The following is an 11686-nucleotide window of genomic DNA, read 5'->3' as shown; positions in this document are numbered from 1 at the left end:
GCCGATCAAAATGTACTTTTGCATTTTGTTTGCCAAAAAGCTACTCCAGCGCGCGAAACGGGACGATCCGTTAACAAAAACTGCATTAGTTACTTGTATACAATGTGCGGAAAGCTCAGATTTGCTTGGAAAGTCAGGGTATACGAAACTGTCACCTGCAAATCGACTTAAGTTACTACGATAATTCGAAGCTCACAAGGCCTGATAGGTTATGTAGCGGCATTGGTCTAGCAGCGAGTTGTTTAACCACCATGCAAGCAGCAGCAGTCCAGCTATAACAAACAAAAAAGGGGCAAGCCAGTTTCGGCTTGCCCCTTAAAGCTTTAGAGCAGGTCGGCGGCGAGCTGGGCAAGCTTGGAGCGTTCGCCTTTTTCGAGGGTCATATGGCCGCTCAATCCCTCCGCCTTGAAGTGCTCCACAATGTGAGTGAGGCCATTGCTGATCGAATCCAAATACGGATGGTCGATCTGCTCCGGATCGCCCATTAGAACGATTTTACTGCCTTCGCCGACCCGGGAGACGATTGTTTTCACTTCATGCTTTGTCAGGTTTTGTGCCTCGTCAATAATGATAAATTGCCCCGGAATCGAGCGTCCTCTTATATAAGTCAACGCTTCTACCTGTATACTGCCAAGGCCCATCAATATTTTATCGATGTCGCCCGATTTTTTCGTATCAAATAAATACTCCAAATTATCGTAAATCGGCTGCATCCACGGACGCAGCTTTTCTTCCTTCTCGCCAGGAAGATAGCCGATATCTTTACCCATCGGAACGACAGGTCTTGCGATCAGCAGTTTTTTGTATTTATGCTCATCTTCCACCTTCAGCAGACCCGCCGCGAGGGCAAGCAGCGTCTTGCCCGTGCCGGCCTTGCCGGTTAGTGTAACGAGCGGGACATCATCGTTAAGCAGCAGCTCCAGTGCCATTCTCTGCTGCGCATTGCGGGCCGTGATTCCCCATACGGGATCATTGCTGAGGAATAACGGTTCGAGCTTGACTCCATCCGAGCTCACCTTCAGCAAAGCGGATTTGGAGGTCCCCATCTCATCACGTAAAATAATAAATTCATTGGGATTCAGCCTGGAGTTCAATTGCAGGTTTTTGACAGTCAAAAACCGGTAGCTGTAAAACTCGTCAATTACCGACGGATGTACGAACAAGGTCGCATAGCCCGCATAGAAATCGGAGCTCGTTATCGTCCGGTCAGACAAGTAATCCTGTGCTTTCAGCCCAAGCACGTCGGCTTTAATCCTTACGAGCACATCCTTGCTGACCAGCACGACGGTGCTGGCTTCCTCACGCTCCAGCTGCTCCAGATGATAATTAAGCGCTACCGCCAAAATCCGGTTGTCGTTGGACATTTCCCCAAACATCTCTTGTACCCTAACGAAGCTGCGATGATTAAGCTCAACCTTCAGCAATCCGCCTCCAGGAAGCTGAATGCCTTCATGCAGATGTCCGGCCTCCCGCATTTTATCCAGCAATCGCGATACAGAACGCGCATTTCGTCCTAATTCATCAGCCAGTCTCTTCTTCGAGTCGATCTCCTCTAGAACCACCGCGGGAATGATAATTTCATTATCATCGAAGGCGTAGATCGCTTGCGGATCATGAAGCAGTACGTTGGTATCGAGCACGAATATTTTTTTCATGAGAACCCTCCCGGCGTCGGTCATTCATTGAAATAGGCATACATAGCCATACATGGCTGCGGGTACACTACGATTGGACAACGATCTGCAACAGGAAAGACGAGGTGGCAAAATGTTAAAAAGGCTAATTACGATTGTCGCGATTATCGCAATAACGGGCGGTTGCAGCACCGTCGCACGAAACGAAACATCACCCTCTCCACAGAATAATCAACGGGTCAAAGCTCAGCAAACCGCTCCTCAGAAAAAGGAGATTAAAAATCCGGAGCAAGTTGCGCTCCATCTCGAGCAGCTGGCTAAAGGCATCGAAGGCGTCAAAAATGCACATTGCGTCGTATTCGGCAATACGGCTGTCGTTGGCATTGACGTTGACAGCAAGCTCGACCGCTCCAGAGTCGGCACGATCAAATACTCTGTGGCTGAGGCGTTTCACAAGGATCCATACGGCATCGACGCCATCGTCTCCGCAGACATCGACATTGCCCAGCGTCTGAACGAAATGGGCGCCGATATTCGCAAAGGCAAGCCGATCAGAGGCTTTGCGGAAGAGATGGCCGACATCATCGGCCGCATTGTGCCACAGGTACCGCGTGAAGTCATTCCCATCGCACCGGATAAGCAATCGGCTCCAGTTCTGAACAAACATCATTAAAGACACAAAAAGCCTAGTGAATAGATCACTAGGCTTTCTTCATGGCAGCAAACACTTGTCCAGTTGGGACACTTGCTGCCTCTTTTTTATTGAAATTGTAAATTGCGGATTTAGGCAAAGCATGTCTAACATTCATAATCAGGGCAGCATCGTCAAATGGTTCGAATAATGCAGCTACAGGATGGGTCATCCGCATGACCTCCTTCTGAAAGGAATCAATCTCCGTAACTATATTATATCCATTTTTAAATCGCCAGTCTACGGGGTTATTCAGCCATTTTTGCTTGCAGAGCGGAACGTGCAGCTTCAAGCTTCGCTTGGTCCAAATATACATAAGGACTGCGCCAGTTTCCTTCAAGCGCGATGAACTGAACGTCCTCGCTGCTGATGCCGAAGTACGCACCCATCATATTTTTAATTTCAGACTGCGGCATGTTGATCTTCAAGTTATCGCCAACCGCATCGATAACGGAGCCCATTTTGGTGAGGCCGTCGAGCGACTTCATTTTATCCACAACTTTGGCAACGACCTGGCTCTCCCGCTTGTTGCGGTCGAAGTCGCTAGACATGTTTTTGCCGTCCTTCGACTGCCGGTAACGGACAAAATCAAGCGCCTGTCCGCCATTCAAGTGCTGGAAGCCTTTTTTCAAATCAATGTTCGTTCCGTCATGGGAATCCGACCATTTCATATCCATGTCCACGTCGACATCAATACCGCCAAGGGCATCAACAACGTCGGTAAAGCCTTTGAAATTAATGATGGCTGTATACTTGGTCTCAATACCGAAAAACTTGCCCAGCATTTCGCTGATTGCCCGCTTTGCATCGGCTTCCGCCAACACTTTGGCATCCTTCGTCTTCTTCCCGCTTTTCGTTTCTTTATCCAGAGCTTGTCTGTAGAAAGCGTTGTAATGGCCATTGGCCTTGCGTTCTGCATAACCGTCCAGCTTCAATAACGAATCCCGGGGGATCGAAACGACAACAGCAGATTTTGTACTTGGGTTAAAAGCGGCAACCATCATGACGTCAGTATTCATGCCACCGGCATTTGCTCTCGTATCGATGCCAAGCAAAGCCATGCTGACCGACTTGTTCTTGACCGATTCCGAGATAGGGATTGGCGTAGCATCCGGATCATCCGTACCGATCTGCCTGATCGCCTTATCGGCTCGAAAACCCAAATAAACAAGGAATGCGCCAACCAAAATGACGATTGCTAAAATAACAAGCAGAACCGTTTTCGTTACGGAACGTTTCTTCTTTGGCTTCCGCTTGGACGCCTTGGCAGGCGTGTTGGATGAAACCGGCTTACGAGCTCCTCCTCTAGGAGGCAGCTGAGTTGAACCTTGCGACATCGTGTTCACCTTCAAATCAATTGTATTTCGGATTGGAGCGAATATCCGATAAAAGCTGCTCCGCTGACTCTCTTGGATAGAGCTGCAGCTTGGAACGGCCTTCCCGTACATATTTGACATGCACCATCGTCTCATCCGTCTTCAAGAGCAGCAGCTCGGTAACGCCGTGATCCTCCGTCAAAATTTGCACGAAGAAATCACGCGTTTCCTTAGCTGCATTATCATCTGGCCGCCCGTCCGCGACAATCTGAATTTGAAGCCAATTGAACAAAGCGTCCTCGAACCTCATTTGCCCGGTTCCGCTTCCTTTACGTCACCGCCGGACTGGCGTTTTTTAATCTGATCGTAAAGCTGGCGGCCGCGCAGCATGAGCATCATGATGACGGCAATGCCCATGCATTGAATGATCGGCAGCTTGTCTATTTGCAGAATCATCAAGACAAATGCGCCGATAACCATGACTACATAGACTAAAATCTCTTTTAGAATCGGCAGTTTTGCGTTGTTCGCGCGAAAAACCTTATTGAAGATGTAGATCGTAAATCCAAGAATCAGGAAATACGAGATGACCGGATGCTCGCTCAGCCATTGCTGCATCCCTCAAACCTCCCCAAGCGCAAACGTTCGCCGTTCATTAAACGGCGATACGTTTCGTTTTGAAATATAGGTAAGTGTTATACGCCAGCTTGCGACATTTTGCGGTGCTTCTCGGCACGTTCGCGTTCGCTCTTGTTCAAGATCTTTTTACGGAGACGGATCGACTTCGGCGTAATTTCGCAATACTCGTCATCATTCAAATACTCCAGCGCTTGCTCCAAGGAGAACAGACGTGGTGTTTTGAGCTTAACAGTATCGTCTTTACCTGCCGAACGAATGTTGTTCAGTTGTTTCTCTTTACAGATGTTTACGATGATGTCGTTCTCGCGCGTGTGCTCGCCAACGATCATGCCTTCGTAAATTTCTGTGCCTGGCTCAACGAACTGAATACCGCGGTCTTCTACACCCATCATGCCGTAGAAAGTAGAGTTGCCGTTCTCGCTGGATACAAGCACGCCTTGGTGACGTCCGCCAACGTTAGTGCCAGCAAGCGGACCATAGCTGTCAAATGCGCTGTTCATAATGCCGTAGCCGCGAGTCATCGTCAAGAACGATGTCCGGTACCCGATCAAGCCGCGTGCCGGCATAACGAATTCCAGACGAACTTGGCCGTTGCCGTTGTTGATCATGTTGACCATTTCGGCTTTGCGTGTGCCAAGGCTCTCCATAACAGCGCCCATGCTGTCTTCTGGAACGTCGATCATCAAACGCTCGTATGGCTCGCTTTTCACGCCGTCGATTTCCTTGATGATAACTTCAGGCTTAGATACTTGCAGCTCAAAGCCTTCACGACGCATATTCTCGATCAGAATACTGAGGTGAAGCTCACCGCGTCCCGATACGACAAATGCATCCGGGCTATCTGTCTCGTCTACACGGAGTGCAACGTCAGTTTCCAGCTCTTTAAAGAGTCGCTCGCGCAGCTTGCGGGAAGTTACCCACTTGCCTTCGCGGCCTGCGAACGGGCTGTTATTAACGAGGAATGTCATTTGCAAAGTCGGCTCATCGATTTTCAGAACCGGCAGTGCCTCTGGGTTTGCAAAATCGGCAATTGTCTCACCGATATTGATCTCACGAATACCTGCAATCGCAACGATATCGCCAGCTCCAGCTTCTTCGATTTCAATTTTCTTCAAACCTTGGAAACCAAACAGCTTCTCGATCCGTGCTTGCTTCGTTTTGCCTTCGCGGTCGATAACCGCAACGGTTTGACCTTGCTTCACGACACCGCGGTTAACGCGGCCGACAGCGATACGGCCCATATACTCGTTATAGTCAAGCAGCGTAACCAAGAATTGGAATGGTGCATTTACATCTTCAGTCGGAGCCGGAATATGGCCTGTAATCGTTTCATACAGCGCCTGCATATTCTCGTCCTGTTTCTCCGGATCAAGGCTTGATGTACCCATCAGAGCGGATGCGTAGACAACCGGGAATTCCAGCTGATCATCATTCGCGCCCAGCTCTATGAACAAATCAAGCACTTCGTCGATGACTTCAGAAGGGCGTGCGTTCGGACGGTCGATTTTATTGACGACAACAATCGGCGTTAAGTTGCTCTCAAGCGCTTTGCGCAATACAAATTTCGTTTGCGGCATACAGCCTTCGAAAGCATCAACGACGAGCAATACGCCGTCAACCATCTTCATAATCCGTTCCACTTCGCCGCCGAAATCGGCGTGTCCTGGCGTATCTACGATGTTAATCAGGTAATCTTTGTACGTAATAGCGGTGTTCTTCGCCAAAATCGTGATGCCGCGTTCCCGCTCCAGATCATTGGAGTCCATTACGCGCTCCTGTACCGTTTCATGATCCCGGTACGTTCCTGATTGCTGCAGCAGTTTGTCGACGAGCGTCGTTTTACCATGGTCAACGTGCGCGATAATCGCGATATTACGTATGTTGTCTCTTGCGTGCATAACTTGTAATCCACTCCATTTGTCTAATTTGTTCTTGCTTTCTTTCTACTTGTTACCAACGATTTCGTCTGCCGAACAACATCCAGCTTCCCGCACCGATCAAGACGATTGCAATCGCATAAATGCCCCAGCTCCATAACAGTACCAGTGCTAAAAATACGGCAGAGGAAGCGGCAAGCGCAATAGACGCCGTAAGAATAACCCGTTCTTTCGTAGAGCTGAGCAAATAATATTCGTAGAGGCCGACGGCAATACCAAAGATGAACAGCGGCCACAAATATTTAAGGGAATTCCATCCAAAAATATTGCAAACGATGAACAGCAGCGCATAGACGATCAAGATGCCTCCCGGTACGAGTACAGCCGCCGGAAACAATCTGCCGAAATAAAAAACATGCAGCAAAATGCCGGGAATGAGAACGAGCAGCGGCCAAAAAATTGCCCCCAAAAAGCTGAATACACCAAGTTTGCCCAGTAAAATAACGACCCCTGCCAGTAAAACTAGAATTCCAGCGGAATATTTGTTATTAGGCATTCGCTTTCCGCTCCTTACAGCGTCTACCGCAAACGATGACGAAAGACGACAGTTTTTATCTTTTCTAGTTTAATGGAAGTGTGATGAAAATGCCAGCGGGAACAGAAGGAACCGCATAAAAAAAATACCGCTCACTTGGTGCAAATGTGAACGGCAGGTGAACTTTTTCTTTTATCGCCTTCTCATTAACAGGCCTATGATGATCACTAAAGGGATGCAAAACAGCGGTATCGCTTGCGCAGCCGTCGTACTGCCGTGAAAAAGAATGCCGTTCATTCCGGGATCATGTACCAGCATCCCTCCTGCTGCGTAGCCAAGCAAGGCGGAGCCTATATAAATAAGTGACGGAACCCGCTGCAGCAGTTTCCCCAAAATATGGCTGCCCCAAATGATCATAGGTATGCTTAGCGCAATGCCGAGCAAAATAAGTACAGGCTTCCCGTCGGCTACCGCTGCAATAGCCAGCACGTTGTCCAGGCTCATGATGAAATCGGCGGCGACAATCGTCTGGATTGCCTGACTAAGCGATTTCGGCTTTTTCATCGTATGAACCCCGCCTTCACTGCCTGCGTCAATTAGCAGCTTGACCGCAATATAGAGCAGCAGCACCGCTCCAACCGCCTGCAAATAAGGTGTCTGCAGCAGGGAGATTGCAGCCAGCGTAAGGATGCAGCGCAGCCCTACAGCAGCCAGCGCTCCCCACCATACCGCCTTTTTCCGCTGATGAGCGGGCAAATGCTGACTGGCCATGGCGATCACGACAGCGTTATCGCCGCTAAGCAGCAAATTGATGAGTACAATTTCCATAAACGTTATGAGGTTATCCAACAGTCGATCAACTCCTCCCTTACAACCTGTATGTCCAAGCTGTCAGGAATATGTCCCGCAAAAAAATTTTGAATCCATCTGAGAAGTCATCCGTACTATACACTTGACTTCCAGAAGTACATGCATGAGATAGAGAGGAGGGACAAGCAAAATATGGATATATCATCAATGGAGTTTTGGTTGGCTCTGCTCAACATCGTCTTTATCGATCTCATACTAGCGGGCGATAACGCGATTGTTATTGGGATGGCAGCGAGAAATCTGCCAGCGAATCTGCAGAAAAAAGCGGTACTCTGGGGAACGGCCGGGGCGATCGGCATTCGGATTGTAGCGACCGTTATCGTCGTGCAGCTGCTCGATTTGCCTTGGCTGCATCTCATCGGCGGATTGCTGCTGCTGTGGATTGCTTACAAGCTGCTCGTTCAAAACGACAACCATGGCGACATTAAAGCAGGCAATACGTTATGGCAGTCGATTCAGACGATCATTATCGCTGACGCAGCAATGGGCATCGACAACGTCATTGCGGTTGCTGGCGCATCCCACGGCAGCATGGTGCTCGTTATATTGGGTCTGCTGATCAGTGTGCCTGTTATCGTATGGGGCAGCACCTTGTTCATCAAGCTTATTAACAAGTACACCTGGATTATTTATGTAGGCGGAGGCGTACTTGCTTATACCGCAGCCAAAATGATTACAGGCGAAAAAGCATTCAGCGCATTCTTCAAAGACAACGCCTTGTATTACTGGGGATTCATCGTTGTCATCGTAGCTGTCATTCTTGCAGCCGGATGGCTCATTAATCGCCGCAAAAGCATGCAACATCAACAAAGCAGAGAATCCCATTAAGGGATCTCTGCTCCACAGTGCCGGAGAAGATCTGCTTGATCTGATCCGGCATTTTTTTATTGTAAACTAAAAGTTAGAACCAGCGGTCCTCTCCCGCATCCTCCGATTGAGCCGGAGCGTCCGGCGTCAGCGTCATAAGCTCCGTTCCTTCCACTGCTTCAGCGATCAGTTGATCCAGCTCTTTGATCGAAGCCTCGGTGTACTCGACTACCTTCAAATTCGGATTCGTGCTCGGCGATTTAGGCAAAAATAAGGTGCAGCAGTCCTCATACGGTAAAATCGAGGTCTCAAACGTGCCGATTTTGACCGCTTCGTTAATGATCTCCTGCTTATCCATCATAATAAGCGGCTTGATCAAGGGCAGGTCGGTAGCCCGGCCAATTACATTCATGCTGCCCAGCGTCTGGCTTGCAACCTGGCCAAGGCTTTCGCCCGTAACGATGCCATGAGCTCCGTTCTTTGCGGCAAGCTCCTCCGTAATGCGCAGCATCGCTCTTCTCATTAATGTAATGATCAGATTATCCTGCTTGGCTGCGGCAAGCCTCGTCTGAACCTCGGTAAACGGCACCAGATGCAGCTTGAATGGCGCACCTGCGTAATAGCTGAGACGGCGAGCGAGATCAATTACCTTCTCTTTCGCTTTCTCGCTGGTGAACGGATAACTGTGGAAATGAACCGCTTCGAGCTCCAGCCCTTTGCGCATAGCCATCCAGCCCGCTACCGGGCTGTCAATGCCGCCGGAGAGCAAGAGCAGCGCTTTGCCGTTCGAGCCGAACGGGAATCCTCCCGCTGCCATTTCGACTTTTACGAAAATGTAGGTGGCTTCCTCCTGTACGTCAACCCGAAGCTCTACCTCAGGGTTGCGAACATCGACTTTCAATTCCGGCATTGCCGGCAGGACATAAGAGCCTACGAGATGGTTCATCTCCTGCGAGGAATGCGGGTAAGCCTTCCAGCCCCGCTTCGCTGTCACTTTGAATGTCTTAGGCGGCGTATCTAATGATTTCATGAGCATGAGCGAAGCTTCACGGATTTTTTCCAGGTCGTTCTCCACGCTCAGAACCGGGCTAAAGGATGCGATGCCGAAAATATCTTTAATCCGGGCAGCAATCGGCTCATAGCTTTCACCATTTAAGCTGATCGTCAGCCGGCCGTAAGTTTTAAAATAGGTTAACGCTTCGAACGGACGCAGCGACCGCTTCAGCTGTTGAAGCAGCCTTTTCTCAAACTGGGAGCGGTTGCGTCCCTTCATAATCAGATCGCCGTAGCGAATCAGTATTTTATCGTAATTCATGTGCTGTCGTTATACCCCTTTCAAGCGGTTTGAGCTTTTCTACCATCTTCTTGAGCGCTTCGCCAAGCGTCTCCACGTCTTGCTCGGTATGCTCATCTCCAAAGCTGATCCGAATGCCTCCGCTTGCCTGCGGCAGAGCAGCCCCCATCGCCAGCAGTACGCGGCTCGGTTTGCTGTCCTTGGAAGAGCAAGCTGATTTAGTGGAAGCGATAATTTCATGTTCCTCTAATAAATGAACGATAACTTCGGGCTTCATTCCGGGATACGAAAAATGTACGATATGCGGCGCCATCTCCCGCGGATTCTCACTGCCGTTCATATGAAGCTCCGGTATGCTGCCCACAATGTCCGCAAGTTTTGCGCGAAGCTTCTCCATCCGCTCCTTCCGCTCTTTCGCCGATTGTATCGACAGACGGAATGCTTTCGCAGAAGCCACGATGCCGGGCACATTTTGCGTACCGGCACGGAAGCTTCTTTCCTGAGAGCCTCCGGTAAGCAGCGGATACAATTGAATGCCCTCACGGACGTAAAGAATGCCGACGCCCTTAGGCCCTCTCACTTTATGAGCAGAACCGCTAAACAGATCAATACCCCAATCCCTTAAAGCGACAGGCAGCTTGCCGATGCTTTGCACCGCGTCTACATGGAAGATCGTCCGCGGATAGCTCGCTTTGAGCATTCGTCCAATGGCCTCAATCGGCTGCACCGCACCCGTCTCGTTGTTAACGTGCATGATGCTGACAAGAATCGTCTCGTCCGTCATCGCTTGCCGAAGCTGTTCCGCATCCACATGACCGGTCCGGCTGACGGGCAAATAGGTTACCTTAAAGCCTTCCCGCTCCAGCTGCCTGAACGTATCGTATACCGAAGCATGCTCGATTTGCGTCGTAATGAGATGATTGCCTCTTGTCCGGTACTGTTTGGCGATTCCTTTAATAGCGGTATTATTGCTCTCCGTTCCCCCGGACGTAAACAGCCATTCCTCCGGCTTAACGCCAAAGAGCTCGCCGAGCAGCGCCCGCGAACGCCCGATCAGCTTATCGGCCTCTGCTCCAGCCCGGTGTATAGAAGACGGATTGGCATAGTGAGCTTTCATCACTTCCGCCAACGTATCGATAACTTCCGGATAAGGGGGCGTTGAAGCGCAATGGTCGAAATACAGCATGACTTTCCACACTTCTTTCTTTTATACTTCTAAAAATAAAAAGATCAACGAAGGAAAGCCGCTGCGGCTTTCTATCGTGATCCATTATCCGTGTTGCTGGATGAATCTTAATAAGTCGCTTGCTGCACCTTCGTAACGTAACGCTGCGTTTCTTCCGGCAGCTTGTACAGGTTTGCAGCCAGCTCAGCATCTGTTGAAATGCCCAAACGGTCGACCCGTCCCGGACCGGCGTTGTAGGCGGCAAGCGCAACTTGTTCATTGCCGTTGTATTTGCGCAGCAGATAGGATAAATATTTGGTGCCGCCGTCGATATTTTGACCAGGGTCGAGCGAATCGGTTACGCCCAGCGAACGTGCCGTCGCATCCATAAGCTGCATAAGGCCTTTTGCTCCAGCGGACGAAACCGCATCGGCTTTAAATCCCGACTCCGTGCGGATAACGCCCCGGATTAACGCAGGATCAACACCGTATTTCGCAGCAGCTGCTGCAATAAGCCCTTCATATTGCCCGTTGCCCGAAGCGGGTTCGGCACTTGCTGTGCGAAGCACGGGAGGCAAGCCTCCCAAAGCAGCAAGCGGGTTAGCGGCAAGCTCAGCTGCCAGCTCCGGATCAATGGATGATGATTGATATTGGGATAAGACCGTCTCGAATAAGGAAGGCGCTCCGCTCTCATCTTTCACGTTAAGCGAATTGCCGGCCGACTGCGGATCCAGACTTGGCCTAATTTGCACTTGAATGATTTGTGACATCGTACGCGGATCGATACTCATCTCGTCCTCCTGGCTGTATCATAATTCAGGTTCTATAGGATGTATCGGTATTTATTGTACATGTTTT

Annotated in this window: 13 protein-coding genes; 2 read left to right on the top strand and 11 right to left on the bottom strand. The window is 49.8% G+C overall.

What is annotated here, in order from left to right; all coding sequences use genetic code 11:
* Window positions 1-323: 323 nt before the first annotated feature.
* Window positions 324-1655: a PhoH family protein gene (locus tag ACFVVF_RS27990; protein WP_387816420.1), complete on the bottom strand. Its 1332-nt coding sequence runs from the start codon at window positions 1653-1655 to the stop codon at window positions 324-326.
* A 112-nt stretch (window positions 1656-1767) separates the two neighbouring features.
* On the opposite strand from ACFVVF_RS27990, the gene ACFVVF_RS27985 reads away from it, so the two are divergent.
* A complete protein-coding gene (locus ACFVVF_RS27985) occupies window positions 1768-2307 on the top strand; it encodes a YhcN/YlaJ family sporulation lipoprotein (protein WP_387816418.1) in 540 nt (179 codons plus the stop codon).
* A gap of 28 nt (window positions 2308-2335) precedes the next feature.
* Here ACFVVF_RS27985 and ACFVVF_RS27980 read toward each other — a convergent pair whose 3' ends face one another.
* The 7 genes from ACFVVF_RS27980 to ACFVVF_RS27950 all read right to left on the bottom strand — a co-directional run bounded on the left by ACFVVF_RS27980 (window position 2336) and on the right by ACFVVF_RS27950 (window position 7520).
* Entirely contained in the window at window positions 2336-2497 is a 162-nt protein-coding gene (locus ACFVVF_RS27980) for a hypothetical protein (protein WP_387816417.1), read from the bottom strand.
* 76 nt (window positions 2498-2573) lie between these two features.
* Complete coding sequence (locus ACFVVF_RS27975; RefSeq protein ID WP_387816415.1) at window positions 2574-3662, bottom strand: LCP family protein; 1089 nt, start codon at window positions 3660-3662, stop codon at window positions 2574-2576.
* Window positions 3663-3678: 16 nt separating this feature from the next.
* Window positions 3679-3951 (bottom strand): hypothetical protein, encoded by a 273-nt coding sequence (locus ACFVVF_RS27970; protein WP_387816413.1) that lies wholly within the window; start codon window positions 3949-3951, stop codon window positions 3679-3681.
* Window positions 3948-4259, bottom strand: coding sequence for a YlaH-like family protein (locus tag ACFVVF_RS27965; protein WP_042159766.1), 312 nt, complete (start codon window positions 4257-4259; stop codon window positions 3948-3950). The genes ACFVVF_RS27970 and ACFVVF_RS27965 overlap by 4 nt, the downstream gene beginning before the upstream one ends.
* 77 nt (window positions 4260-4336) lie before the next feature.
* Complete coding sequence (typA, locus tag ACFVVF_RS27960; RefSeq protein WP_387816411.1) at window positions 4337-6178, bottom strand: translational GTPase TypA; 1842 nt, start codon at window positions 6176-6178, stop codon at window positions 4337-4339.
* Window positions 6179-6230: 52 nt separating this feature from the next.
* Complete coding sequence (locus ACFVVF_RS27955; protein ID WP_387816409.1) at window positions 6231-6713, bottom strand: hypothetical protein; 483 nt, start codon at window positions 6711-6713, stop codon at window positions 6231-6233.
* A 171-nt stretch (window positions 6714-6884) separates the two neighbouring features.
* Complete coding sequence (locus ACFVVF_RS27950) at window positions 6885-7520, bottom strand: TerC family protein (RefSeq protein WP_387816408.1); 636 nt, start codon at window positions 7518-7520, stop codon at window positions 6885-6887.
* A 174-nt stretch (window positions 7521-7694) separates the two neighbouring features.
* Between ACFVVF_RS27950 and ACFVVF_RS27945 the strand changes: the two genes are divergently transcribed.
* On the top strand, window positions 7695-8390 hold the full coding sequence (locus tag ACFVVF_RS27945; RefSeq protein ID WP_387816406.1) for a TerC family protein: 696 nt from the start codon (window positions 7695-7697) through the stop codon (window positions 8388-8390).
* A gap of 73 nt (window positions 8391-8463) precedes the next feature.
* Here the strand turns inward: ACFVVF_RS27945 and thiI are convergent, their stop codons facing one another.
* The 3 genes from thiI to ACFVVF_RS27930 all read right to left on the bottom strand — a co-directional run bounded on the left by thiI (window position 8464) and on the right by ACFVVF_RS27930 (window position 11619).
* On the bottom strand, window positions 8464-9684 hold the full coding sequence (gene thiI / locus ACFVVF_RS27940) for a tRNA uracil 4-sulfurtransferase ThiI (RefSeq protein ID WP_387816404.1): 1221 nt from the start codon (window positions 9682-9684) through the stop codon (window positions 8464-8466).
* Window positions 9671-10849 carry a cysteine desulfurase family protein gene (locus ACFVVF_RS27935; RefSeq protein WP_387816402.1) on the bottom strand — a complete coding sequence of 393 codons (1179 nt, stop codon included), beginning with the start codon at window positions 10847-10849 and terminating at the stop codon, window positions 9671-9673. The genes thiI and ACFVVF_RS27935 overlap by 14 nt, the downstream gene beginning before the upstream one ends.
* A 107-nt stretch (window positions 10850-10956) precedes the next feature.
* Entirely contained in the window at window positions 10957-11619 is a 663-nt protein-coding gene (locus ACFVVF_RS27930; RefSeq protein WP_387816400.1) for a lytic transglycosylase domain-containing protein, read from the bottom strand.
* Window positions 11620-11686 lie beyond the last annotated feature (67 nt).

Source organism: Paenibacillus sp. NPDC058174 (genome assembly GCF_042883865.1).
Taxonomy (GTDB): domain Bacteria; phylum Bacillota; class Bacilli; order Paenibacillales; family Paenibacillaceae; genus Pristimantibacillus.
This window is presented reverse-complemented; position numbering and strand designations above follow the sequence as displayed.

Coding starts and splice junctions, on each gene's coding strand:
- ACFVVF_RS27990 (WP_387816420.1), bottom strand. CDS start 1,655: ATGAAAAAAATATTCGTGCTCGATACCAACGTACTGCTTCATGATCCG.
- ACFVVF_RS27985 (WP_387816418.1), top strand. CDS start 1,768: ATGTTAAAAAGGCTAATTACGATTGTCGCGATTATCGCAATAACGGGC.
- ACFVVF_RS27980 (WP_387816417.1), bottom strand. CDS start 2,497: ATGACCCATCCTGTAGCTGCATTATTCGAACCATTTGACGATGCTGCC.
- ACFVVF_RS27975 (WP_387816415.1), bottom strand. CDS start 3,662: ATGTCGCAAGGTTCAACTCAGCTGCCTCCTAGAGGAGGAGCTCGTAAG.
- ACFVVF_RS27970 (WP_387816413.1), bottom strand. CDS start 3,951: ATGAGGTTCGAGGACGCTTTGTTCAATTGGCTTCAAATTCAGATTGTC.
- ACFVVF_RS27965 (WP_042159766.1), bottom strand. CDS start 4,259: ATGCAGCAATGGCTGAGCGAGCATCCGGTCATCTCGTATTTCCTGATT.
- typA (WP_387816411.1), bottom strand. CDS start 6,178: ATGCACGCAAGAGACAACATACGTAATATCGCGATTATCGCGCACGTT.
- ACFVVF_RS27955 (WP_387816409.1), bottom strand. CDS start 6,713: ATGCCTAATAACAAATATTCCGCTGGAATTCTAGTTTTACTGGCAGGG.
- ACFVVF_RS27950 (WP_387816408.1), bottom strand. CDS start 7,520: ATGGAAATTGTACTCATCAATTTGCTGCTTAGCGGCGATAACGCTGTC.
- ACFVVF_RS27945 (WP_387816406.1), top strand. CDS start 7,695: ATGGATATATCATCAATGGAGTTTTGGTTGGCTCTGCTCAACATCGTC.
- thiI (WP_387816404.1), bottom strand. CDS start 9,684: ATGAATTACGATAAAATACTGATTCGCTACGGCGATCTGATTATGAAG.
- ACFVVF_RS27935 (WP_387816402.1), bottom strand. CDS start 10,849: ATGCTGTATTTCGACCATTGCGCTTCAACGCCCCCTTATCCGGAAGTT.
- ACFVVF_RS27930 (WP_387816400.1), bottom strand. CDS start 11,619: ATGAGTATCGATCCGCGTACGATGTCACAAATCATTCAAGTGCAAATT.